Annotated in this window: 29 protein-coding genes and 1 pseudogene; 18 read left to right on the top strand and 12 right to left on the bottom strand. The window is 59.4% G+C overall.

The window, feature by feature from the left end; genetic code table 11:
* Positions 1 to 10: 10 nt before the first annotated feature.
* From ACYZTZ_RS09475 to ACYZTZ_RS09460, 4 genes are all read left to right on the top strand, one after another.
* Positions 11 to 496, top strand: a complete 486-nt coding sequence (locus tag ACYZTZ_RS09475) for a flavin reductase family protein (protein ID WP_033057760.1) — start codon at positions 11 to 13, stop codon at positions 494 to 496.
* Positions 497 to 628: 132 nt separating this feature from the next.
* Positions 629 to 1018 (top strand): carboxymuconolactone decarboxylase family protein, encoded by a 390-nt coding sequence (locus tag ACYZTZ_RS09470; RefSeq protein WP_461997963.1) that lies wholly within the window; start codon positions 629 to 631, stop codon positions 1016 to 1018.
* 88 nt (positions 1019 to 1106) lie between these two features.
* Entirely contained in the window at positions 1107 to 1859 is a 753-nt protein-coding gene (locus tag ACYZTZ_RS09465) for a GntR family transcriptional regulator (protein ID WP_046049782.1), read from the top strand.
* 2 nt (positions 1860 to 1861) lie between these two features.
* On the top strand, positions 1862 to 2425 hold the full coding sequence (locus tag ACYZTZ_RS09460) for an NUDIX hydrolase (RefSeq protein ID WP_019690464.1): 564 nt from the start codon (positions 1862 to 1864) through the stop codon (positions 2423 to 2425).
* 6 nt (positions 2426 to 2431) lie between these two features.
* Here the strand turns inward: ACYZTZ_RS09460 and ACYZTZ_RS09455 are convergent, their stop codons facing one another.
* The gene (locus ACYZTZ_RS09455; protein WP_461997962.1) at positions 2432 to 2725 is read right to left on the bottom strand and encodes a DUF1330 domain-containing protein; all 294 of its coding nucleotides are present in this window, start codon (positions 2723 to 2725) and stop codon (positions 2432 to 2434) included.
* 71 nt (positions 2726 to 2796) lie between these two features.
* Here ACYZTZ_RS09455 and ribBA point away from each other — a divergent pair, with 71 nt between their 5' ends.
* The 5 genes from ribBA to ACYZTZ_RS09430 all read left to right on the top strand — a co-directional run bounded on the left by ribBA (position 2797) and on the right by ACYZTZ_RS09430 (position 8085).
* On the top strand, positions 2797 to 3906 hold the full coding sequence (gene ribBA, locus ACYZTZ_RS09450) for a bifunctional 3,4-dihydroxy-2-butanone-4-phosphate synthase/GTP cyclohydrolase II (RefSeq protein ID WP_461997961.1): 1110 nt from the start codon (positions 2797 to 2799) through the stop codon (positions 3904 to 3906).
* A 227-nt stretch (positions 3907 to 4133) separates the two neighbouring features.
* Positions 4134 to 5159: an ABC transporter substrate-binding protein gene (locus tag ACYZTZ_RS09445; RefSeq protein ID WP_046049778.1), complete on the top strand. Its 1026-nt coding sequence runs from the start codon at positions 4134 to 4136 to the stop codon at positions 5157 to 5159.
* The gene (locus tag ACYZTZ_RS09440; protein WP_461997960.1) at positions 5156 to 6100 is read left to right on the top strand and encodes an ABC transporter permease; all 945 of its coding nucleotides are present in this window, start codon (positions 5156 to 5158) and stop codon (positions 6098 to 6100) included. Before ACYZTZ_RS09445 ends, ACYZTZ_RS09440 begins: the two co-directional genes overlap by 4 nt.
* A 6-nt stretch (positions 6101 to 6106) precedes the next feature.
* The gene (locus ACYZTZ_RS09435; RefSeq protein WP_046053519.1) at positions 6107 to 6916 is read left to right on the top strand and encodes an ABC transporter permease; all 810 of its coding nucleotides are present in this window, start codon (positions 6107 to 6109) and stop codon (positions 6914 to 6916) included.
* Positions 6917 to 6933: 17 nt separating this feature from the next.
* Entirely contained in the window at positions 6934 to 8085 is a 1152-nt protein-coding gene (locus tag ACYZTZ_RS09430) for an ABC transporter ATP-binding protein (RefSeq protein ID WP_461997959.1), read from the top strand.
* 826 nt (positions 8086 to 8911) lie between these two features.
* Here ACYZTZ_RS09430 and ACYZTZ_RS09425 read toward each other — a convergent pair.
* The gene (locus ACYZTZ_RS09425) at positions 8912 to 10318 is read right to left on the bottom strand and encodes a purine-cytosine permease family protein (RefSeq protein WP_461997958.1); all 1407 of its coding nucleotides are present in this window, start codon (positions 10316 to 10318) and stop codon (positions 8912 to 8914) included.
* Between the two features lie 325 nt (positions 10319 to 10643).
* On the opposite strand from ACYZTZ_RS09425, the gene ACYZTZ_RS09420 reads away from it, so the two are divergent.
* The 5 genes from ACYZTZ_RS09420 (at position 10644) to ACYZTZ_RS09400 (ending at position 14630) form a co-directional block, all read left to right on the top strand.
* Complete coding sequence (locus ACYZTZ_RS09420) at positions 10644 to 11129, top strand: flavin reductase family protein (RefSeq protein ID WP_056740501.1); 486 nt, start codon at positions 10644 to 10646, stop codon at positions 11127 to 11129.
* Between the two features lie 102 nt (positions 11130 to 11231).
* A complete protein-coding gene (locus ACYZTZ_RS09415; protein ID WP_461997957.1) occupies positions 11232 to 12275 on the top strand; it encodes an LLM class flavin-dependent oxidoreductase in 1044 nt (347 codons plus the stop codon).
* A 63-nt stretch (positions 12276 to 12338) separates the two neighbouring features.
* Positions 12339 to 12491 carry a hypothetical protein gene (locus tag ACYZTZ_RS09410; protein WP_177338838.1) on the top strand — a complete coding sequence of 51 codons (153 nt, stop codon included), beginning with the start codon at positions 12339 to 12341 and terminating at the stop codon, positions 12489 to 12491.
* Positions 12492 to 12582: 91 nt separating this feature from the next.
* On the top strand, positions 12583 to 13260 hold the full coding sequence (locus tag ACYZTZ_RS09405; RefSeq protein ID WP_461997956.1) for a cysteine hydrolase family protein: 678 nt from the start codon (positions 12583 to 12585) through the stop codon (positions 13258 to 13260).
* A 5-nt stretch (positions 13261 to 13265) separates the two neighbouring features.
* Positions 13266 to 14630, top strand: coding sequence for a purine-cytosine permease family protein (locus tag ACYZTZ_RS09400; protein WP_461997955.1), 1365 nt, complete (start codon positions 13266 to 13268; stop codon positions 14628 to 14630).
* Between the two features lie 258 nt (positions 14631 to 14888).
* On the opposite strand, the gene ACYZTZ_RS09395 is transcribed toward ACYZTZ_RS09400, so the two are convergent.
* The 3 genes from ACYZTZ_RS09395 to ACYZTZ_RS09385 are packed head-to-tail and all read right to left on the bottom strand — an operon-like array spanning position 14889 to position 18129.
* On the bottom strand, positions 14889 to 16235 hold the full coding sequence (locus tag ACYZTZ_RS09395) for a glutamine synthetase family protein (protein ID WP_461997954.1): 1347 nt from the start codon (positions 16233 to 16235) through the stop codon (positions 14889 to 14891).
* A gap of 24 nt (positions 16236 to 16259) precedes the next feature.
* Positions 16260 to 16814, bottom strand: coding sequence for a helix-turn-helix domain-containing protein (locus ACYZTZ_RS09390; protein ID WP_008154577.1), 555 nt, complete (start codon positions 16812 to 16814; stop codon positions 16260 to 16262).
* Between the two features lie 25 nt (positions 16815 to 16839).
* A complete protein-coding gene (locus tag ACYZTZ_RS09385) occupies positions 16840 to 18129 on the bottom strand; it encodes an NAD(P)/FAD-dependent oxidoreductase (RefSeq protein ID WP_461997953.1) in 1290 nt (429 codons plus the stop codon).
* Between ACYZTZ_RS09385 and ACYZTZ_RS09380 the strand changes: the two genes are divergently transcribed.
* Positions 18085 to 18333 (top strand): hypothetical protein, encoded by a 249-nt coding sequence (locus ACYZTZ_RS09380; RefSeq protein WP_461997952.1) that lies wholly within the window; start codon positions 18085 to 18087, stop codon positions 18331 to 18333. The two genes, ACYZTZ_RS09385 and ACYZTZ_RS09380, sit on opposite strands and share 45 nt — an antisense overlap.
* On the opposite strand, the pseudogene ACYZTZ_RS09375 reads toward ACYZTZ_RS09380, so the two are convergent.
* The 3 genes and pseudogenes from ACYZTZ_RS09375 to ACYZTZ_RS09365 all read right to left on the bottom strand — a co-directional run.
* A pseudogene (locus tag ACYZTZ_RS09375) lies at positions 18290 to 18475 on the bottom strand (NAD(P)/FAD-dependent oxidoreductase); the annotation flags it as partial. The gene ACYZTZ_RS09380 and the pseudogene ACYZTZ_RS09375 overlap by 44 nt on opposite strands.
* A gap of 19 nt (positions 18476 to 18494) precedes the next feature.
* Positions 18495 to 18830, bottom strand: a complete 336-nt coding sequence (locus ACYZTZ_RS09370; RefSeq protein WP_056740486.1) for a hypothetical protein — start codon at positions 18828 to 18830, stop codon at positions 18495 to 18497.
* 70 nt (positions 18831 to 18900) lie between these two features.
* Positions 18901 to 19119: a hypothetical protein gene (locus ACYZTZ_RS09365; RefSeq protein WP_056740484.1), complete on the bottom strand. Its 219-nt coding sequence runs from the start codon at positions 19117 to 19119 to the stop codon at positions 18901 to 18903.
* 170 nt (positions 19120 to 19289) lie between these two features.
* Between ACYZTZ_RS09365 and ACYZTZ_RS09360 the strand changes: the two genes are divergently transcribed.
* Together ACYZTZ_RS09360 and osmE are read left to right on the top strand one after the other, a co-directional pair.
* The gene (locus ACYZTZ_RS09360; protein ID WP_134417118.1) at positions 19290 to 19529 is read left to right on the top strand and encodes a hypothetical protein; all 240 of its coding nucleotides are present in this window, start codon (positions 19290 to 19292) and stop codon (positions 19527 to 19529) included.
* A gap of 13 nt (positions 19530 to 19542) precedes the next feature.
* Positions 19543 to 19896: an osmotically-inducible lipoprotein OsmE gene (gene osmE, locus ACYZTZ_RS09355; RefSeq protein WP_461997951.1), complete on the top strand. Its 354-nt coding sequence runs from the start codon at positions 19543 to 19545 to the stop codon at positions 19894 to 19896.
* Positions 19897 to 19953: 57 nt separating this feature from the next.
* Here osmE and ACYZTZ_RS09350 read toward each other — a convergent pair whose 3' ends face one another.
* Entirely contained in the window at positions 19954 to 20157 is a 204-nt protein-coding gene (locus ACYZTZ_RS09350; protein ID WP_111452175.1) for a DUF2188 domain-containing protein, read from the bottom strand.
* Positions 20158 to 20368: 211 nt separating this feature from the next.
* Between ACYZTZ_RS09350 and ACYZTZ_RS09345 the strand changes: the two genes are divergently transcribed.
* A complete protein-coding gene (locus tag ACYZTZ_RS09345; RefSeq protein ID WP_461997950.1) occupies positions 20369 to 20731 on the top strand; it encodes an NUDIX hydrolase in 363 nt (120 codons plus the stop codon).
* 6 nt (positions 20732 to 20737) lie between these two features.
* Here the strand turns inward: ACYZTZ_RS09345 and ACYZTZ_RS09340 are convergent, their stop codons facing one another.
* Genes ACYZTZ_RS09340 through benC form a run of 3 tightly spaced genes read right to left on the bottom strand, consistent with a single transcriptional unit; the run spans position 20738 to position 23289 of the window.
* Complete coding sequence (locus ACYZTZ_RS09340; RefSeq protein ID WP_461997949.1) at positions 20738 to 21436, bottom strand: alpha/beta hydrolase; 699 nt, start codon at positions 21434 to 21436, stop codon at positions 20738 to 20740.
* A gap of 41 nt (positions 21437 to 21477) precedes the next feature.
* Positions 21478 to 22251 (bottom strand): 1,6-dihydroxycyclohexa-2,4-diene-1-carboxylate dehydrogenase, encoded by a 774-nt coding sequence (locus ACYZTZ_RS09335; protein WP_461997948.1) that lies wholly within the window; start codon positions 22249 to 22251, stop codon positions 21478 to 21480.
* A gap of 24 nt (positions 22252 to 22275) precedes the next feature.
* A complete protein-coding gene (gene benC / locus ACYZTZ_RS09330) occupies positions 22276 to 23289 on the bottom strand; it encodes a benzoate 1,2-dioxygenase electron transfer component BenC (RefSeq protein ID WP_461997947.1) in 1014 nt (337 codons plus the stop codon).
* Positions 23290 to 23298 lie beyond the last annotated feature (9 nt).

Raw genomic sequence — 23298 nt, 5'->3', positions numbered from 1 at the left:
GATTGACGAAATGATCGAACCCGGCATTTACAAAGACGTCATGAGCTCGTTCCCATCCGGGGTCACGGTGGTCACCACCCTTGACCCGGACGGCGGCATCGTCGGTATTACCGCCAGCGCTTTCAGTGCGCTGTCGATCGATCCGGCACTGGTACTGTTTTGCCCCAACTATGCCTCTGACACGTACCCGATCCTGCGCGACAGCAAGCAGTTCGCGATTCACTTGCTGTCCGCCGACCAGACCGCCGAAGCCTATGCGTTTGCCGGCAAAGGCAAGGACAAGGCCAATGGCATCGACTGGCACTTGAGCGCGCTGGGGAATCCGCTGCTGGGCAACGCCACAGCGATCATCGAGTGCGAACTGTGGCGCGAATACGACGGCGGTGACCACGCGATCATCGTCGGCGCGGTGAAGAACCTGATTCTGCCCGAGCAACCGGTGACGCCGATGATCTATCACAAAGGCAAGCTGGGCCCTTTGCCCGCCCTGGCCTGACGGGTTTACTCAAAACCCTGTGGGAGCGGGCTTGCTCGCGAATTCGGTCGCACATTCAACATTGATGCAGACTGACACACCGCTTTCGCGAGCAAGCCCGCTCCCACAAGGGACTGCGGTGAGAGGATGATGATGAACAATGAAAAGTACGAAAAAGGGCTGAAAATCCGCACCCAGGTGCTGGGCGAAGCCTACGTGAAACGCTCCATCGAGAACGCCGACGACTTCTCTCGGCCGCTGCAGGAAATGGTCACCGAGTACTGCTGGGGCCATGTCTGGGGCCGTGAGGGTTTGTCGCTTAAAGAGCGCAGCATGATAAACTTGGCCATGATTTCGGCCCTCAACCGGCCTCACGAACTCAAGCTGCATGTACGTGGCGCCTTGCGTAACGGACTGACTCGTGAACAAATACGCGAAATTCTGCTTCAGGTCGGTATTTATTGCGGTGTCCCCGCTGCCGTAGACAGTTTCCGGCTCGCCCGTGAAGCGTTCGCCGAAGCCGATGCCGAGGCCTCCAGTTAACCCTTGGCTGTTTGATCTGACCGAGCACTGAGATTCTTGCGATCGAAGTGCTCTTTTTGCATGGACAGCCACACTCAGAGCGGACCCCATGAAACGCCTGCCACTCGACGACAGCTTCAAGGTCAATCGCAACCCCGTTACCCTGCGCGAAATCGTGCTGGATAAACTGCGAAGCGCCATCATGAACTTCCAGCTCCTGCCGGGAGACCGTCTGGTCGAGCGCGATCTGTGCGATCGCCTGGGCGTCAGCCGCACATCCGTGCGCGAAGCCTTGCGTCACCTGGAATCCGAAGGCCTGGTGGAATTCGCCGACGCCAAGGGCCCACGGGTCGCCATCATTACCCTCTCTGACGCCGGTGATATCTACGAGCTGCGTTGCGTGCTCGAAGGCCTGATCGTCCAGCTGTTCACCCTGCGCGCCAAGGCCAAGGACATCAAGGCCCTGGAAAAAGCCCTCGAGGAAAACCGCAAGGCCCTCAAGGACGGCGAGCTGCAACAGGTCATCGATTCGGTTCAGGGCTTCTACGATGTATTGCTCGAAGGCTCCGGCAACCATGTCGCGGCCACTCAGCTGCGTCAGTTGCAGGCACGAATCAGCTACCTGCGGGCGACTTCAGTGTCCCAGGAGAACCGTCGCGGCGCGAGCAATCAGGAAATGGAACGCATGGTCGAGGCGATCAAGAGTGGCGACCCCCTCGCCGCCCACCAGGCTTGCGTCGACCACGTGCGCGCCGCCGCAACCGTCGCCCTCGATTACCTCAAGCGCAAACAGGAAGAGACCGGGAAAATTCCTGAGATCACCCTGCCGATCGCGCTTAAAGAACCGCGCATAGGTCGCTAAAGATGTTCAGCCCGAGCTTTTGTCCGAAGTGCGGCGGCAATGACCTCAGGTCTCAGCTGCCGCCGGGCGATACGCACGAGCGCCTGATGTGCCGCGGCTGCGGCTACATCCATTACGTCAATCCGAAAATCATTGCCGGCTGCATCATCGAGCAGGACGGCAAGTATTTGCTGTGTCAGCGCGCCATCCCGCCGCGTCCTGGCACCTGGACGCTGCCGGCCGGCTTCATGGAAGGCGGCGAGACCACCGAACAAGCAGCGCTGCGCGAAGTCTGGGAAGAAAGCGGCGTGCGCGCGGAAATTCTCTCGCCCTACTCGATCTTCAGCGTGCCGAAGATCAGCGAGGTGTACATCATCTTCCGCGCCATCGCCCTGGAGATCACCGGCCAGTACGGGCCGGAAACCCTCGACTACAAATTCTTCGCACCCGAGGACATCCCTTGGGACAGCATCTACTACCCGGCGATCCGGCAGATCCTCGAACGCTATATCGAGGAACGCCAGGCCGGGGTCTATGGCATTTACATCGGCAACGACGATACCGGCAAGATCCACTTCATCCGCTGACAGCCCTTAGGGCGCCACGCCCTCGACAATGATGATCTCGGCCCGGGCCACGTCCTCACGGCGCCGTTTCGCTTCCTGATATTCCTCCGACTGGTAGCAGGCCAGCGCCTGTTCGTACGAGTCGAATTCAATCACCACGTTGCGCTGCGGCGTGGGCCCGCCTTCCAGCGCTTCGCTGCGCCCGCCCCGGGCCAACATCCGTCCGCCATACAACGCGAAGGCCGCCGGCGCCCGCTGGGTGTATTGGCTGTATTGATCGGGGTCGGTGACATCTACATGAGCAATCCAGTACGCCTTCATAGTGACCTCTCGGTTTATTTTGTATTATGGTATACCAATAAATAATTCCATCAAACACTGAGAATCCCAGCATGGCCTTCAACAGCATCGAAGAAATCATCGAAGACTATCGACAAGGCAAAATGGTGCTCCTGGTCGATGACGAGGATCGGGAAAACGAAGGCGACCTACTGCTGGCCGCCGATTGCTGCACGGCCGAGGCGATCAGCTTCATGGCCCGGGAAGCGCGCGGTCTGATCTGCCTGACCCTGACCGACGACCACTGCCAGCGCCTCGGGCTGGAGCAGATGGTGCCGAGCAACGGCAGCGTGTTCAGCACCGCGTTCACCGTTTCCATTGAGGCCGCCGTGGGCGTGACCACCGGCATCTCCGCCGCCGACCGGGCGCGTACCGTGGCAGCCGCCGTCGCCGTTAATGCCGGGCCCGCCGACCTTGTGCAACCCGGCCACATTTTCCCGCTGCGCGCCAAGGAAGGCGGCGTACTGACTCGCGCCGGTCATACCGAGGCCGGTTGCGACCTGGCACGCCTGGCCGGCTGCACCCCGGCCTCGGTGATCGTCGAAGTGATGAACGATGACGGCACCATGGCCCGCCGCCCGGACCTGGAAGTGTTCGCACGCAAGCACGGGATCAAGATCGGCACCATCGCCGACCTGATTCACTATCGCCTCAGCACCGAACACACCGTGGTGCGTATCGGTGAACGTGAACTGCCGACGGTGCATGGCACTTTCCGGCTGATCACTTTTGAAGACCGCATCGAAGGCGGCGTCCACATGGCAATGGTCATGGGCAAGTTGCACCGGGACGAACCAACGCTGGTGCGCGTGCATGTGATCGATCCGCTGCGCGATCTGGTCGGCGCTGAATACAGCGGCCCGTCCAACTGGACGTTGTGGGCAGCGCTGCAACGAGTCGCCGAGGAAGGTCGTGGCGTGGTGGTGGTGCTCGCCAATCATGAGTCGTCGCAAGCGCTGCTGGAGCGTGTGCCGCAGCTGACTCAGCCGCCACGGCAGTTCAGCCGTTCGCAGTCGCGCATCTATTCTGAAGTGGGTACCGGGGCGCAGATTCTGCAGGATCTTGGCGTGGGCAAGCTGCGTCATCTTGGTCCTCCGCTGAAGTACGCGGGTTTGACCGGTTACGACCTGGAAGTGGTGGAAAGCATCCCCTTCACCGAATGATTCCGGGCTTTTCTCTATCAAAGTGAAGGTCACTGTCCGGTGGCCTGACGGTAAAAAAAAGCACTTTCGGCTGATAGCCGGTAAGGCAAAGTGCTTGCACAAAGTTTGGAATACCATAATATGATATTCCATAGACCGGACGACCATCACTGGCCCGACGGACCTACTGCTCCCGATAGGCGGGCACTAAAAGCCCCGCTCATAAACACAACAATGAGGGCGTGAAAATGGTGTTGAACAAACGTGCAACCGCAATACTTTTTGCGGGACTGCTGAGCGTGACCAGCCAGGCATTGATGGCGGCCGAAAGCGTCAACTTCGTCAGCTGGGGCGGTAGCACCCAGGATGCGCAGAAGCAGGCTTGGGCCGATCCGTTCAGCAAAGCCAGCGGCATCACCGTGGTCCAGGATGGCCCAACCGACTACGGCAAACTCAAAGCCATGGTCGAAAGCGGCAATGTGCAGTGGGACGTGGTCGATGTCGAAGCCGATTTCGCCCTGCGCGCCGCCGCCGAAGGCCTCCTCGAACCCCTCGATTTCACGGTCATCCAGCGCGATAAAATCGACCCGCGGTTTGTCTCCGATCACGGCGTTGGCTCGTTCTTCTTCTCCTTCGTCCTCGGCTACAACGAAGGCAAGCTCGGCGCCAGCAAACCTCAGGACTGGTCCGCGCTGTTCGACACCAAGACCTATCCCGGCAAACGCGCCCTCTACAAATGGCCAAGCCCGGGCGTGCTGGAACTGGCGCTGCTGGCCGATGGCGTAGCCGCCGACAAGCTCTATCCGCTGGACCTGGATCGCGCCTTCAAGAAACTCGACACCATCAAGAAAGACATCGTCTGGTGGGGCGGCGGTGCCCAGTCGCAACAGTTGCTCGCCTCGGGCGAAGCCAGCATGGGGCAGTTCTGGAACGGCCGGATCCACGCCCTGCAAGAAGACGGCGCGCCAGTGGGCGTGAGCTGGAAACAGAACCTGGTCATGGCCGACATTCTGGTCGTGCCCAAAGGGACAAAAAACAAGGCCGCAGCCATGAAGTTCCTGGCCAACGCCAGCAGCGCCAAAGGACAAGCTGACTTCTCCAACCTGACCGCCTATGCGCCGGTCAACGTCGACAGCGTGGCGCGCCTGGATTCGGTGCTGGCCCCTAACCTGCCGACTGCCTACGCTAAGGATCAGATCACTCTTGATTTCGCGTACTGGGCCAAAAACGGTCCGGCCATCGCGACACGGTGGAACGAATGGCTGGTCAAATGAAAATGACGGTAACCGCGTCCCGTCAACCCACGCAGGTCGGGAGCGCCACTGGCGCTGCCGGCTCGGCACTCGGCAAGGCGGCTGCGATGAACCAATCCCCTTCCATGGCACAGCGCTGGCGCGGTTCAAGCAACCTGATCCCCGCCCTGCTGTTCCTCGGCCTGTTTTTTCTGGCGCCGCTGATCGGGCTACTGCTGCGTGGCGTGCTGGAGCCGGTACCGGGGCTGGGCAACTACGAGCAGTTGTTCGCCAACTCGGCGTATGCGCGAGTCTTGCTCAACACCTTCTCGGTGGCCGGACTGGTGACATTGTTCAGCCTGTTGCTCGGCTTTCCATTGGCCTGGGCGATCACCCTGGTGCCACGCGGCTGGGGTCGCTGGATCCTCAACATCGTGTTGCTGTCGATGTGGACCAGCCTCCTCGCCCGGACCTACTCCTGGCTGGTGCTGTTGCAAGCCTCCGGGGTGATCAACAAGGCGCTGATGGCGATGGGCATCATCGATCAGCCGCTGGAGATGGTGCATAACCTCACCGGCGTGGTGATCGGCATGAGCTACATCATGATCCCGTTCATCGTGCTGCCGCTGCAGGCGACCATGCAGGCCATCGATCCGATGATCCTGCAGGCCGGTTCGATCTGCGGCGCGAGCCCCTGGACCAACTTCTTCCGGGTGTTCCTGCCGCTGTGCCGGCCGGGATTGTTCTCCGGTGGCCTGATGGTGTTCGTGATGTCGCTCGGGTACTACGTCACCCCGGCGCTGCTGGGTGGAGCGCAGAACATGATGCTGCCCGAGTTCATCATTCAGCAGGTGCAGTCGTTCCTCAATTGGGGCCTGGCCAGCGCCGGCGCCGCGTTGCTGATCGTCATTACGCTGGTGTTGTTCTACTTCTACCTGAAGCTCCAGCCGGAATCCCCGGTTGGCGCCAGCAACGCGAGGTAAGCCGTCATGCTCCTGACCCCCAATGCCATGAGCCGGCGCATGCGCTTCGGCCTGTACTTCACGACCGGATTGATCGCGTTGTTCCTGTTGCTGCCGATCGTATTCATCGTGCTGCTGTCCTTCGGTTCCTCCCAGTGGCTGGTGTTCCCGCCGCCGGGCTGGACGCTGAAATGGTACAGCCAGTTCTTCTCCAACGCCGACTGGATGAACGCGGCCGTGGCCAGCCTCAAGGTCGCGGTACTGACCACGTTCTTCGCCGTGGCGCTGGGCCTGCCGACCGCTTTTGCACTGGTGCGCGGGCGCTTCCCTGGCCGTGAAATGCTCTACGGTCTGTTCACCCTGCCGATGATCGTGCCGCTGGTGATCATCGCGGTGGCGGTGTACGCACTGTTCCTCAAATTAGGCTACACCGGGACGATGTTCGCCTTCGTGGTCAGCCATGTGATCGTTGCGTTGCCGTTCACCATCATCTCGATCATCAACTCGCTGAAGCTGTTCGATCAGTCGATCGAGGATGCCGCGGTGATCTGCGGTGCTTCGCGCTTGCAGGCGGTGTTCAAGGTGACCTTTCCGGCGATTCGTCCGGGCATGGTGGCCGGCGCGCTGTTTGCGTTCCTGGTGTCCTGGGATGAAGTGGTGCTGAGCGTGATGATGGCCAGCCCGACCCTGCAAACCCTTCCCGTGAAAATGTGGACCACCCTGCGCCAGGACCTGACGCCCGTGATCGCCGTCGCCTCGACGCTGCTGATTGGCCTCTCGGTACTGGTCATGGTGATCGCCGCCGCCCTTCGCCGGCGCAATGAAATCAGCGCCTGAGCGCCCAGGAGTACGACATGAGTGCAGTGATCAAAGATTCCGCGCAGAGCGACCAACCGCTGGTGAGCCTGCGCAATCTGAACAAGTACTACGGCGATTTCGCCGCCGTGGACGACATCTCGCTGGACATCAAGGACGGTGAATTCCTCACGTTCCTCGGTTCCAGCGGCTCTGGTAAAAGTACAACGCTGTCGATGCTCGCCGGCTTCGAAACCCCGAGCAGCGGCGAGATCCTGGTCAATGGCCAATCGCTGGTCAACGTGCCGCCGCACAAGCGCGACATCGGCATGGTGTTCCAGCGTTATTCGCTGTTCCCGCACCTGTCGGTGCGCGACAACATCGCATTCCCGCTGGCCATTCGCAAACTGGCCACCGCCGAGCGCGAGCGTCGGGTCGATGCGATGCTCAAACTGGTGCAACTGGAACAGTTCGCCCATCGCCGCCCTTCGCAACTGTCCGGCGGCCAGCAGCAACGTGTGGCGATTGCTCGGGCGCTGGTTTATGAACCACGCATCCTGCTGATGGACGAACCGCTCGGCGCGCTGGACAAGAAACTGCGCGAAGACTTGCAGGATGAACTGCGCCAGCTGCATCGGCGTCTGGGCATCACCATTGTTTACGTGACCCACGACCAGGAAGAAGCCATGCGCCTGTCCCAGCGCATCGCGATTTTCAGTCACGGCAAGATCGTCGGTTTGGGCAGTGGTTACGACCTGTACCAGAATCCGCCGAATGCGTTTGTCGCTTCATTTCTCGGCAACTCCAACTTCCTCAAGCTCAAGGCCCAGGGCAATGCGGTCGCTACGTTTGAAGGGCAATCGTTGTCGATTCGACTGACCGCAGGATTGCAAACCCATCAGGATGTGCTGTTGATGGTTCGTCCCGAAAAGGCTTTGGCATTGAGTGTTGAGCAAGCGGCTCAGGAACCGCTGGCGGCAGGCTGGAATGAAGTGTCGGCGATTGTCGGCGAAGTGCTGTTTCTCGGTGAAAGCCAGACTTGCACTGTGATGACTTCCGGTGGCACCTCGATGACCGTCAAGGCGCTCTCCGCCGCCGGCATGCCGCTGAAGACTGGCGATCCGGTTCGGGTGCGCTGGGCCACTGCGGATGCTTGCGTGTATACCGAATGGGCTGAAAGCGATCTGAACAAGGCTGCTGGGGCTCATTGATTTGGCGACGGTCCATGCCAGTGGGCCGTGATTTATCTGTCACCCTCGGGTCGCTGCAACGTCGGGTTGTGGCGGCCTTTTTTTTGCGCTTTGGTTTGTGGGCATATCCGTTTTTTTGGTAGCGGCGGCTATTGGTTTCGCTTTTACAGCGAGTCACTTGGAAGAGCCCCAAGTAACCAAGGGCTCTTGCCCCGCCATTCGGTGCCTCGCCTAGGCTCGGCATGCCCTCACTCCGGCATTGCTCCGGGGGCCCGCCGCCATCGGCCATCCATGGCCGGGGGCGGCTACCGCGGCATCCTTGCCGCGGTGCCCCCTGCGCAACGCCTGCGTTCGGCCTCTGGGAAAGGGGCAGTAGATCAAAAGCCACAGCCACAGCCACAGCAAGATCAAAAGATCGCAGCCTCGTTTCACTCGACAGCTCCTACCGAGGGAAGGGGTATACGCACGCTCCTCACCACTCAACAGGCCGAGCGTTAGCTCGCCTGCAGCTTTTGATCTTGATGCACCGCCCCATCGAGAGGCCGAGTGGAGGTTCTGCGCAGTGGGCAACCCGGCATGGATGCCGGGTTAGCCGCCCCCGGCCATGGATGGCCGATGGCGGCGGGCCCACGGAGCAGGACCGGAGCGAGGGCATGCCGAGCCTAGGCGAGGCACCGAACGACAGGGGCAAGAGCGCTTTGGTTACTTTCGCGCTTTTCGAAAGTGACTCGCTGTAAAAGCGAAACCGTAATCAGCCATCACCGCAGAAACGGATACACACACAACCTCCCGCAAACAAAAAATGCCCGGCAAAGGCCGGGCATTCCAGACGAACTCAAGTCAGACGCTAGCTTGTGTAACCCAGTTTCGCGGCCTTGCTCTCTTGCCCCTGCCCACGCGTAGCCAGGCAGTAATACAACGGACAAGTCACCACCAACCCCACCAGCCACGACAAATCAGCCCCGTCCACCAGATTGGCATACGGCCCGACATACAACGACGTATTGGCAAACGGCAGCTGCACGATAATCCCGATGAAATACGCAACGATCGCATGCAGATTAAAACGCCCATAAATCCCGCCGTCAGCACGAAAGATCGAGGCGATATCGTAATGGCCACGCTTGATCAGATAGAAATCAATCAGGTTGATCGACGCCCAAGGCACCAGCACCAGCAACAGCGCCAAAATCAACCCGATGAACTGCGAGATGAAATCCGCCGAAGCGCCCAATGCGACAAAACAGCAACCCGCCAGCACGACACTCGACAACACCACGCGCACTTTGATGCTCGGCGTCCACTGACTAGCAAAGGTCTGGATCGAGGTGATGATCGACAGCACCGCGCCATACAGATTCAAGGCGTTGTGACTGATGATGTTGAGTAGAAACAGCACCATCAAAATCGGCCCCAACCAGCCGGTGGACTGCTTCACTGCAACCATCGCCTCGGTGCCTTCTGGAGTGGCCAACACCGCCACCGCGCCGAAAGTGAACGACAGAATGGTGCCCAGCGTCGCGCCCAGGTACGTAGCGAAAAACGGCCGGGCAATCCCGATATCCGCCGGCAGGTAACGCGAGTAGTCCGACACATAAGGCGAGAAGCTGATCTGCCAGATGATCCCCAACGACACCGTTGCCAACCAGCCTGACAAGTTGAAACCGCCGCGGGTGAAGAAGTCAGCCGGCAAGTCATGGGCGAAGATGTAAAGGAAACCAGCGAGCAAGGCACTGCCCATGACCCAGGTCCCGATGCGATTGAGGGTGTGAATGAAGCGGTAACCGATCACCCCGATCGCGGTGGCGCTCAAGGCGCCGATGAGGATGCTCGCCGGCACCGGAACCGAAGGCACGATGCCGACAATGGACTTTCCGGCCAGCACGATATTGGAGATGAAAAAGCCGATGTAGATGATCGCCGCAAAGAACACGATCAGCAGCGCACCGTAACGGCCGAACTGGCCGCGGCTCTGCACCATCTGCGGAATCCCCATGCGCGGACCTTGCGCCGACGCCAGGGCAATCACCAGACCGCCGACCATATGTCCGAGCGCAATCGCCAACAGCCCCCAGAACAGGTCAAGGTGGAACACTTGAACCACCATGGCGCCGGTCACGATGGGCAGCGGCGCAATGTTGGTACTGAACCATAAAGTGAAAAGGTCGCGGGCCTTCCCGTGGCGTTCCGCGAGTGGGACGTAATCGACCGTGTGATTCTCGATCAGGGGGTCTTGCCGGGACATCTGGGACATGTGCATGAACTCTAGTTTGTCTGATCTTATAGTTGTACGAAGCCAAACCGGGGGAGCTCTTTGGCTGCCCCTCAGATGCCGGTCATATTATGGTATTCCATCTTTTTAACAAGACTGATCCGGTCTTTTAGCGCCCATCTGAGCCGCAATCCTCAAGCATCAGCGCCCGTTTAAACGGGCTACAAGCCCAGTAAACATTGACTACAAGACCAAAGACGTACGTTTATCGGGTCAAAAAAAAAGCCCTTGCAAACTATGTATTACGGTATACCATCAGACCTACAAACACATAAAAACCCGCATTACACCGCCAGAGGACCGTCCCATGATCGATGCCGCCATCTACAAACAAGTGATGGGTTCGTTTCCTTCCGGGGTGACTGTGATCACCACGCTGGATGACGATGGCCAAATCGTCGGCCTGACCGCCAGCGCCTTCAGCTCGCTGTCCATGGACCCGGCCCTGGTGCTGTTCTGCCCCAACTACAGCTCCGATTCCTATCCGGTACTGATCAAGAACAAACGCTTTGCCATTCACGTCCTGTCCGGCGGCCAGCAGAGCGAAGCCTATGCTTTCGCGCGCAAAGGCAAAGACAAGGCGCAAGGCATCGAATGGACCTTGAGCGAACTGGGCAACCCGATTCTGGCCAACGCCACGGCGGTGATCGAATGCGAGTTGTGGCGCGAATACGAAGGGGGCGACCACGCGATCATGGTCGGCGCGGTGAAGAACCTGATCGTGCCCCAGCAGAACGCCGGGCCACTGGTGTATTGCCACGGCAAAATGGGCGCCCTGCCCGTGCTCGCCTGATCCAGAAAATATTTTGCGCATCGTGCGAATTTCGATACGCCAATAATCAGCCAGCCGACTCCCGATCGACAGGCCAACAATAAAAGATCCGAGGTAAGCGTCATGAAGTTTTCCCTGTTCGTGCACATGGAACGTTGGGACGAAAGTGTCAGCCACCGTCAGCTGTTCGAAGACTTGACCGAACTGACCCTGATGGCCGAAGCCGGCGGTTTCAGTACCGTCTGGATCGGCGAACACCACGCCATGGAATACACCATCTCGCCGAGCCCGATGCCGCTGTTGGCCTACCTGGCCGCCAAGACCACCACCATTCACCTCGGCGCCGGCACCATCATTGCGCCGTTCTGGCACCCGTTGCGGGTCGCCGGCGAATGCGCACTGCTGGACGTGATCAGTAACGGCCGCATGGAAGTCGGTCTGGCCCGTGGCGCCTATCAGGTGGAGTTCGACCGCATGGCCGGCGGCATGCCCGCCTCCTCCGGCGGCCAGGCGCTGCGCGAGATGGTTCCGGTGGTGCGCGCCCTGTGGCAAGGCGATTACGCCCACAATGGCGATATCTGGAAGTTCCCGACGTCCACCAGTGTGCCGAAGCCGATCCAGAAGCCTAACCCGCCGATGTGGATCGCCGCCCGCGACCCGGATTCGCACAACTTCGCCGTGGCCAACGGCTGCAACGTCATGGTCACGCCGCTGATGAAGGGCGACGAAGAAGTCCTCGACCTGAAGAACAAATTCCAGGCTGCCCTGGACAACAACCCGGACGTACCACGCCCGCAACTGATGGTGCTGCGTCACACCCACGTCCACGCGGTCGATGACCCCGAGGGCTGGAAAGTCGGGGCCAAGGCGATCTCCAGGTTCTATCGCACCTTCGATGCCTGGTTCGGCAACAAGGAAGTGCCGGTCAACGGCTTCCTGGCGCCGAGCCCGGAAGAGAAGTTCGCCGAGCGCCCGGAGTTCAAGCTGGAGAGCCTGCACAAGACCGCCATGATCGGTACCCCGGAAGAAATTATCCCGCGCATCAAGTACTACCAGGAACTGGGGGTCGACGAATTCAGCTTCTGGTGCGATAACAGCCTGCCCCACGCGGAGAAGAAAAAATCCCTGGAGCTGTTCATCAAACACGTGGTCCCGGCGTTCCGCTGAGTCCACCACCCTGCCCCTCGGACGCGAAGCCGGGGGGCTGACTGACGTGTAGGGTCGATTCCAATGATCAATGATCGCCGCCCATCACTCGCCCTTCCCTCCGGCGCCGAGCAGGCTTACCTGCGCGGCGAATGGACCGCTTCGCATCTCCATTTCAAGCGCCTGCGCGCCAGCGTTACCGCCAAGCAGAACGGTTTCTGGCAACCCGTTCACTGAGCCCACCCGAACTGGAATTCACGCACCCACGTCCCGTCATCACGGGGCGTGCTTGGTGCATTGTGCTTCGGCCCATGATCAGGTTTGCTCAATGAACAATAAAAACGCGCTGTTGATCATCGACATGCAGCAGGAGGACGGTTTCGTCCTGGAACACTTCGACACGGTGGTGGCCAACACCGCCACCCTGCTCGAGACCGCCCGCCGTCAGCGGGTGCCTGTCATCTATACCCGCCACATCAATCAGGCCGACGGCAGTGACTTGCCGCGCGGCGAACCGCGAGCGGCCGACGGCGGCCCCAGCAGTTATCGCGCCGGCACCCGGCAAGTGGAAATCATCGAACGTCTGGCGCCGCAGCCTGATGAACTCATTATCGACAAGGGCCGTTACAGCGCCTTCCATCGCACCGACCTGGATGCCCGACTCAAAGCGCTCGGGGTCGATACCCTGATCGTCTGCGGCGTGTTGACCGATGTCTGCGTGCTCAGCACGGTGTTCGACGCCTTCGCCCTGGGTTATCACATTCGGCTGGTCAGCGATGCCTGCACCACGACCACACTGGCCGGACATTACTCGGCGTTGCTGATCATGGCCAACTGGGTCTACGCCCTGGAAATCCTGACCTGCGCCGAATGCCTGCGAGCGCTGGAGAACCGCGAGTATCTAAGCCTGATCCCCGAGCGCCCGGACCTGTTCGCCCACCAGCCCCATGAGCTGGAAAGCACCATCGCCCGTTTGCAAACCCACCTCGCCCGGACTCAGGAGTAATCGCCATGCAAGTCGAAAAAAGAAGCATCGATTTCATCCCTGAGACCGAACGCCATGGCCAACCGGGTTCGCTGTTTTTCATCTGGTTCGGCGCCAACATGAACATCACGACCATCGCGTCCGGTGTGTTGCCGGTGGTGATGGGGCTCAATCTGTTCTGGAGCGCATTGGCGATCATCATCGGCTCGCTGCTGGGGGCGATTTTCATGGCCTCCCATTCTGCCCAGGGGCCAAAACTCGGCATCCCGCAAATGATCCAGAGCCGGGCGCAATTCGGCGTGCTGGGAGCGGTGTTGCCGCTGCTGTTCGTGATGTTGATCTACCTGGGGTTCTTCGTCAGCAACACCTTGCTCGCCGCCCAGGCATTGGAGTCCGTCAGCCCATTGCCGGCCACCGGCAATATCTACCTGATCGGGGCGTTGTGCTTTGTCGTCGCGCTCTATGGTTATCGCCTGATCCATCGTCTGCAGAAAGTGTTGTCACTGCTTTCGCTGCTGGTGTTCATCGCCGCTACGGTGCTCGCCTTGCAGCTGCCGATCCCGGCCGAACAATGGCTGGCAACGGGTTTCTCATTGTCGAAGTTTCTGGTGGCGGTGAGCATTGCCGTGACCTGGCAACTGTCCTACGCGCCGTATGTAGCCGACTACTCGCGTTACCTACCGAGCAGCACGCCAACCGCAAAAGTGTTCTGGTACAGCTACGCCGGCACGGTCAGCGGCGGTGCCTGGATGATGATTCTCGGGGCGATCCTCAGCGTCGGCATCACCGACTTTTCAAGCAACGTCGGCAGCCATGTCGCCGGGCTGTTTGGGAGCGGCGCGTTGCTGCTGTTCGCCTTCATCGTCTATGGCCAGGTATCGATCAATGTCTTCAACCTGTACGGCGCCTTCATGTCGACCATTACCGTGATCGAACCCTTTGCCCGGCTCAAAGTGACGCCTCGGGTACGCGGCCTGTTCATGCTGGTGATCAGCCTGGTGGCCACGGCCTTGTGCACCATCAGTCAGGACGACTTCATCACCTTCTTCCTCAACTTCATTTTCTTCATGAGCTATTTCCTGATCCCTTGGACGGCAATCAATCTGGTGGATTACTACTGCCTGCGCAAAGGCCAGTACCGGATCGATGACATCTTCGACAAGGACGGGATCTACGGGCGCGTCAACTGGATCGCCTGCGGCAGTTTCGTGCTGGCAATCGCCCTGGAAATCCCCTTCATGAACACCACGTTGTATGTCGGCCCGGTGGCCAACGCCCTGGATGGCGTAGACCTGGCCTGGATCGTCGGGTTGCTGGTGCCCGCCCTGAGCTACTACTGGCTGATGAAACTCGCCAAGCGTGCGCCGATGGTGGGTCAAGCGTCGCAGTAAATCGCTGAGCACAACGCCGGCACGGTCGGCGTTGTGTCGCTCGAATCAATAAAGCCGAATTTCAGGCAAAAAAAATCCCAGGCAGCTGATGGACGCCTGGGACTCAAAATGCATAAACCGTGGTGGTGAACGCGGGACGAATATTACTTAATATTTCTGCCTGTAACAAGATATTTTGATTCACTATCCAGTTACTAAATCTTCTAACTCCTTAAATATCCACACCTTTTTTATGGCCGAACACCGACAGGGGCCGATTTAGAGGTACCAGCGATACTCCCGCGCACTGATGTCCTGCAGGAATGCCAAATGGTCCTGGCGCTTGTTTTCGCAGTAGACATCCACGAACTCCGCCCCCAAACCCTCGCGCAGATGCACGTTGTTTTGCATCGAACGCACGGCCTCCAGCATCTCCAGCGGGAAGTCGATTCCGCTGCCACGATCTTCGTTGAGGGGTGCAATCGGTTCACGCCCCACTTCCAGCCCTTGCTCCAGCCCGACCAGAATCGCCGCCAACACGAGATAAGGATTGGCATCCGCGCCCGCCAGGCGATGTTCGATGCGCAGATTCTTAGCGTCCGACTCAGGCACCCGCAGGCACGCGTCACGATCTTCAAAGCCCCAACTGGCGCGCGTCGCGACATTCACCGTGCCGCTCAAGCGCCGCATTGCGTTGTGATTCGGTGCAAAGATCGGCATGCAATGCGGCAACACTTCAAGACAACCGGCCACTGCGTGGCGCAACGCCTGCTGATCGTTAGCCGCCAACAGGTTGGTTCCCGCCTCGTCGTAAAGGCTCACATGCACATGCATGCCGCTACCGGGATGCTGCAAGTAGGGTTTTGCCATGAAGCTGGCGCGGTGGTTGTGCTTGAGGGCCACGCCCCGTGTGCTGCGGCAGAACAGGGCCGCCCAGTCGGCCGCACGCAAACCGTCGTCAAGGTGACCGAAATTGATCTCGAACTGGCCCGGGCCCAATTCCGCAGTGATCACCGTGGCATCGATGCCTTGCGCCCGCGCCGTCTCGACCATGTCATCGAGTACCGGTGAAAATCTCGACAGCCGTTCGATGTGCATATTCGGCTGATCATCGGCATCGTCGGTCAGCTGATCGCGAGGGAACTGTGGCAAGCCGTCACGAAGCTGGCGATCGAACAGATAGAACTCCAGTTCGAACGCGACAACGGGGAAAATCCCTTTTCGGCCAAGGCGCTCGAGCACCTGCGCCAACACTTCGCGCGGCTCGAAGACGATGGGCTTTTCAGTACCGCTTGAGGTAATCAGCATCTGCCCCAGCAGTTGTTTTTCCCAGCTCACGGGCTTGAGCGTACCGGGCACCAGGCGGCGCGGAGCATCCGGGTCGCCGTCGTTGAAACAGTAGTCGCCAATTTTGAACAGACCGCCCTGCGTGCCCAGCAACACACAGTTTTGCGGCAGCTTGAGCGCGCTGCCTGCGGCGACCTTCTCGAGCATTTCTATCGGGTAGCGCTTACCGTAAAAATGCCCGGGGATGTCCAGGGAAATCAGGTCAACGTAACGCACCTGCGGGAAGCGCTGGCGAAACGCGCGAACCTCAGCAACCAGATCAGAGCAGACAGCATCCATCGTTAGTGTTCCTTGTTGTTTTTATCAGGTGTAAACCCAAAGCACCCGGGCGAGCTGATCCGAGAGGTTGCCGTAGCGACAATGTGTATGACTGGCCAGCTGAAAACTGTCGCCGGTGCGCAATGTCACCGGCTTATCGTCATCCAGCCACAGCGTCAGTTCCCCCTCGAGGACATAGCCACCCTGCTCCGAGCTGTCGTTCATGTGCCGATCACCACTGCTGGCGCCGGGCTCCAGTTGGCTTTCAAGCATTGAAAAGGACGCCCTCATCTTCGGAGAGACGAGGATGTCGGTAATCCCGTCGGCGTAATACAGCGTGCGTCGCTCATCCGGACGGGTCACCCAAGGCAATGCCATGGGCTTGGGCAAGCTGTAGAAATAGGTAGTCGGCACGCCGAGGGTTTCGCTGATGGCGGTCAAGTCCGCCACCGTGGGACGTGACAACCCCCGCTCGACTTGCGAGAGAAACCCGACCGAACGCCCGATTTTGTCCGCCAGCTCCTTCAGCGTGTATTTTTTGTGTTTACGCAGGTCCTGGATCAGGATCGCCAGTGCCGAGATTTCTTCTTGCATGTCCATCTAAAGGCTTCCCGAAATTGATGCTTCAAATACTGTCGCGCAGCCGATACCAGGCCTTGCCGATGGCTTCCAGCGGTGCGGCCAAATACTTTCCACCGGGAAAACTGCCGTTGATCAAACCCTGGTACAACGCCAGCTCATCCGTCTGGCCAAGTATTGCGTCGGACACGGCACGCGCCCCGGCCAATGTCGGCAGCACGCCATGTCCGGAGTAACCCTGCAGCCAGTAGAGATCGCCACGTCGGCCGATATCAGGCGTGCGCTTGAGGGTCAGATCGATGTGTCCTCCCCAGGCAAAGTCCAGTTCGACGCCCTTGAGCTGGGGGAACACGCGCTCCAGATAGGGCCGTGTCGCAGCGGCGATGTCCGTCGGCATGCCGCCCAGGTAAGTGCAACCACCACCGAACAGCAGGCGGTTGTCCGGCGTACGGCGGAAATAATCGAGGACAAACTGGTTGTCGGTGACGCACACATTGCTGGGTAGCAACGCGGTCGCCTGTTGCTCTGAAAGTGGCGCGGTAGCCACCTGATAAGTGCCAACCGGTAACACGCAACTCGACAGCTTCGGATCAAGCCGATCAAGGTAGGCATTGCACGCCAGCACCAGCACGTCGGCGCGAATGCGACCGCGTTCAGTGGTGACCACGTAACGATCGCCGTCTTCGCGATAACTCAACGCCTTGCTCTGTTCATGAATGCGTCCACCGGCCTGTTCAATCGCAGCGGCCAGGCCGAGCGCCAGTTTCAGCGGATTCAAATGCCCGCCTTCAGGATCGAACAGGCCCGCCTGATAGCGCTCACTGGCAACCCAATCAGGCAACGCCTCGCGCGAAATGAACTGCAAACCATCGTGCCCCCACTTGTGGCTGGCCTCGTGTTGCCATTCTGTCAGCATACTCACCCGACGCGGCATCACCGACGTCCAGAGGTGGCCGGGCCGATAGTCACAATCAAAAGCATGGCGCGCGGGCAAATCTCGCAACTCCCGGGCAGCCCAGCGCATGCTGTCCCATAACCGGCGCGCTCGCTCATAACCGAGCGCCGACTCCAACGGCGGCATGTCACACGACCAACCGAGAATGGCCTGACCGCCATTGCGACCGGAGGCGGCCCAGGCCACCCGACTGGCTTCGAGCAACGTCACGCGTTTTCCGGCCAGGGCCAGACGCAACGCTGTATGCAACCCACTGAAGCCGGCCCCAATGATCAACACCTCGGTGTCCTGCTCGCCCTCAAGAACAGCTCGATCCAACAAGCGATCTGCGCAGGTGTGGGCGTAATAGCTGGCGACGTGCTGGGTAGATTGCTGAAACATGCAGGCCTCGTGAATTTTTATACTTATATTTTCATGAAAAAATACACGTTAAATTTCACGTCCGCAACCGTTCAAGGCGCAAAAAAAATCCCGCCCAAGAGAACCCGGGCGGGATTTTTTTCTAAACAGGCAGCGTTATCGAAGCAACGCTGCCGACGTTTCAGGCGACAGGAATCATCGGATCCGCTGAAGCCAGCGCAGTGACACGATCAGCCGCGGGCGGGTAGATCCACATTGTGTTGATCTGGGTTTTCAGCGCTTTGGCTTCCTCTTTGACCAACTTCACCTGGCGGTCCCAACCCTCGGTGTAGACCGCGCCCCAGGCGCCCAGATCCAGACAGGTGACCGATATCACCGACTAAACCTTACAGACAATCACGCACGGCCTGACGCAACGCGCCTGATTTCGCCCAGGGCGGCCCCTGATAAAGCGATACGTGACTGCCATCCTTCGATTTCACGATATCCACGATCTCGTCGGCCGTGATGATGCTCGGCGCCGTGACCCTGTAGCCATTGGAAATCGCCGATTGAGTGGTATTGGGTATCTCCCGCTGCCACGCCGGCAGAACGCACGCGGCATAGTCTTTTGGCGCCTTGTCGCTGTACTTGCTGAGATTGGGCTCACCTGGCACCAGGGACGCGGGCAACGAACAGCCCGCCAGCAACGCCAACCCTACTCCCCCAATCAACTTGCGCATGACGCTTCCTTATCCCGAAAAAGGGAAATGTAGCGCGTCGCTGTCCAGACATCCATCCGCTGGACTGAACTCAGCAAGGGGCGTTGTGCTCACCGGGATCCGGATACGACCTCTCGTTCAGATAAGTCATCCATCTTTCATACGCTTCATGCTGCCATTGAGTGACCCGCTCCCATTCCGGGCCGCTCAGCTGATGTGCAGAAATCAGTTTCATCATTTCCGTGGTGGCCGCGTCCAGATCAACCATCAGCTCATGGGCATGAAATCTAAAGTCATCAGTAGCCGTCATTTGAAGTTGCCTCGCCCTAGCGAAATGTCACTACCTCACTACGACATCAGATCTACGGATTCGCGTTCATTTTCCCGACAAAAGGCTGCACCCACGACCCAGACGAACAAAACGCCCTGACCTGTGAAATGGGACTAAAATTTCGTAGCGGGGATTGGCAGGAGGTCATCATGTGGCTTAACGAATCTGAAAACGAACTTCGGCGTAACCTGCAAAGCGTTGCGTCGGATTTGAGATGGTCAGCGGTAGAGCTTTTGCGCATCGCAGAGCAGTTACGCTTGGCCGGCAATGATGTGGATGCGCAAGCAACCCTAAAACTGTGCGAGTTATTTCAGGGAGATGAAGAACGACTGAAGGGTTATGCCGAGGAAGTGAAAGCCAAGGTGATCACTCGAACGAAAGCTCATTAGCAGGAGCACTGCCATGCACAAGCCTCTATGCGTGCTGGTCGTCGTACTGGCCGCGTCGGGTGGCTGCAGCACCGAATCGCGTGTCTATCGCGATCAACCGCTGGTCGCAAAGGTCGAGACCGGCATGAGCAAGGATCAAGTCCAGCAGATTGGCGGCCAGCCTTTATCCATCACTGATCGCACCGTTGAGCCTGGCACTTGCTTTGACTACAAGCTGACGCAGGCCGGCCATCAGCAAACGTACAACGTCAGTTTCGATGGCAGGGGCAAGGTCGACCATAAAAGTTTCATGACCTGCGCAGAATGGAGTAACGCGCAGCAAAAAGCCCGAGAGCCTTCCCGCAGCACTGGTGGTGGCGGTTATTAGCCCAAGAACTCAGCGCACACCAAAGAAAAGCCCCGGCGAACCGGGGCTGCAAGTACGCTATTTATCTGATTTCTGGCTGCGTGCAGGCCGACTTGCCCTGGCCTTGTAGCCGGGAAGAGCGGCCGCAAAGGCCAGTGCTTCCTCTCTACTGCCAAAGGCTCCAAGCCGGTCACCTTTGGTGCACACCCGCCATGGGCCGTTGTTCACGCTGAGTACGTCATAACCGTTCATGTGCATTTTGGTCAGCATCGGAACGCTCATAGTCACCTCCATTTCGGCAGTGATGATCCTGGATTCACTTGAATACCTTACACCCGACCTTCCATGAAGTGCCAACCAGACGTCGCGCCGGAATTCCGACATCCGGTTGCACTTTCAACCGCGTCCATCACTCCAACCATTGAGACAGACGCCCCGGCTCGAATATTGCTTTTTTATGACTGATTTATGACAAACGGCAATCAAGTAACACATGAAAGTACGCGCGACCGTCATTTGCGAGCAGGACCGGCACATTCTCCTGGTGCGTAAGCCAAGGAGTCGCTGGATGCTGCCCGGCGGAAAGGTTGAGCGTGGTGAAGCCATTGCCGACGCCGCCACGCGAGAACTTCAGGAAGAGACAGGGCTTGGGGTCGACGGGTTGCTGTATCTGATGGAGTTGCAAACGGGCAGCACTCGACACCATGTGTACGAGGCCTCAGTGGCGAACGCGAATGAGGCCCGCCCGCAAAACGAAATTTTCGATTGCATCTGGTATCCGCTGGACGCGGTCCAGAACCTGAACACAAGCGACGCCACGCTCAGAATCATCAAAGCGTTTCAGCGTCGCCTGTAAGGCTCTCTATCCTGCGGCCAACGCCGTCGCGGCCTTATCGATGAACGCTGCAATCTCGACCGGCATCGACGCCAGGGACGCATGGCTGGCGTTCAGGGTCAGGATCTCCCTGGCGTTCAGCCGCTCTGCCATCCATTGCTGATTTTGCGGTGCAATCATCCTGTCATCCGTGGAAACCTGATACCACGACGGCTTCTTCTTCCACGCCACCGTGTTGATGGTGTCGCCGAAGGTGCTGGCCAGCGGCGCTTTCTGGGTGATGCCCATCACCAACCCTTCGGTCTTGGGCAGGTCCTGGCAGAAGCTTTCGTGATAGAGCTCAGGTTTGACCCACAGATAGCCGTCGCTGTCGGGAGCCAGGTTGGCCGCCGCAACGGGCGGATGCCGTTGCGTGATGCCGCCTGGACTTTCACCGGCGTCCGGCGCGAAGGCAGCGATGTACACCAGCCCCACCACGTTCGTTTGATCGCCGGCCTCGGTAATCACCGCGCCGCCATAGGAATGCCCCACCAGCAACACGGGCCCCGACACTTGGGCGACCATCTTGCGCGTGCGCTCTGCATCGTCGGCCAATGAAGTCAGCGGCATCTCCACCGCGCGGATGTTCGTAATGCCCTTGTCAATCAACTCGGCGATGACCTTGTTCCAGTGGGCAGCACCGCCCCAAAAACCATGGACCAGCACGATTGTGGGTTTGTCGCTCATCACGATGACTCCGATTGAGGATGGGTTGTTGGCAAGTCGCGTCAGCCCTGGTCGCCGCCACCGACCGGCATGATCATGCCGGTGATATAGGACGCTTCGTCGCTGGCCAGAAACAGAATAGCGCTTGCCTGTTCATCCAGCGTGCCATAGCGCTTCATCAAACTGCTGTCGAGCGTCTGGTCGACAATCTGCTGATACCAGACCTTCTCTTGCTCGCTTTGATCGGCGCTGTTGCGCGGAATCACCCGCGGCGGCGCTTCGGTGCCACCGGGCGCGGTGGCATTGACCCGAATCCCGCGACCGGCGGTTTCGAAGGCCAGGCAAGCGGTCAGCGCGTTGACCCCACCCTTCGCCGCACCGTACGGCACGCGATTGACACTGCGCGTGGCGATGGACGAAACGTTGACGATGGCGCCACTCCCCTGCTCAAGCATGAACGGCAGCGCGGCATGACAGCACCACAGCGTCGGGAACAGCGAACGGCGCACTTCGGCCTCGATCTGCGACGCTTCGTAATGCTCAAAAGGCTTGGTCCAGATCGTCCCGCCCACATTGTTGACCAGCACATCCAGACGCCCGAAACGCTCGACGGCGGTTTGCATCACGCGGCTGCATTCGCTGTATTGCTCAAGATCGGCGGTCAGCGCCAGCACCTGGCTGCGCTGCCCCAATTGCTGCTGAACCTCGAACACCAGCTCGGAGCGATCGACCAGAATCAACCGCGCCCCTTCCGCCGCCATGCGCTCGGCAACGCGCCGACCGATGCCTTGGGCGGCGCCGGTGATCAGCGCGACTTTTTCGTGGAATCTGTTCATGTCTCTCTCCCACAACAGCGCGGCTCAAGCCGCGCTGGCGGCAAATTTCTCGTAGTAAAAGTTTGTCGGCGCAATGCCTTTTTCGCGGATGAACTGGCTGACCGCCTCGACCATCGGCGGCGGGCCGCACAGGTAGACATCGACGTCGCCTTCGTTCAAATGCTGCGGCTCGATGTGTTGGGTCACGTAGCCCTTGAGCGGGTGCTGACTGTCCGGGTTGGCGACGCAGGCACTGAAGCTGAAGTTCGGGATTCGCGCGGCAAACGCTTCCAGTCGATCCATTTCCACCAGATCGAAATCGTTGGTCACGCCGTAGATCAAATGCAGCGGATGCTCACTGCCCTGCTCGGCGATTTTTTCCAGCATCGCCGTGAACGGTGCCAGCCCCGTACCGCCGGCCAGCAGCAACAACGGACGGCGAATGTCGCGCAGGTAGAAACTGCCCAACGGCCCGGCCAGGCTCATGCTGTCGCCGGCCTTGGCCATGCCGGTGAGGAAGCTGCTCATCAAGCCGCCGGGCACGTTGCGGATCAGGAAACTGACTTCGCCGTCGCGCTGCAACGAGCTGAACGAATAGGCGCGGGTCTGCTCGCTGCCGGGAATCCCGAGGTTCACGTATTGCCCCGGCAGGAACGCCAGTTTGCTCAGGGCTTCGCCCTTGATCGACAGCGCGATGGTGCTGTCGGACAACTGGCGCACGGCGCTGATGGTGGCGTCATAGTTGGCCTGACGGGTGCGGCACACTTCGGATGAGGTCGGCACGCGCACCACGCAATCGCTCTGGGCGCGCATCTGGCAGGTCAGGACGAAACCTTGCTCGGCCTCTTCCGCGCTGAGCGCATCTTCGATGTACTCCTCGCCCAAATCATAACGGCCGGCCTCGGCGAAGCACTTGCAGGTACCACAGGCGCCGTCGCGGCAATCCAGTGGAATATTGATGCCCTGGCGATACGCGGCATCGGCCACGGTTTCGCCGACATTGGCGTCGATGAATCGGGTGACGCCGTCTTCGAAATTGAATGCAATGGAATGAGTCATGACCGCTGC

The sequence above is a fragment of the Pseudomonas sp. LB3P58 genome (genome assembly GCF_054897895.1).
Note: the sequence above shows the minus strand (reverse complement) of the source record. Positions and strands in the feature narration are given on the sequence as shown.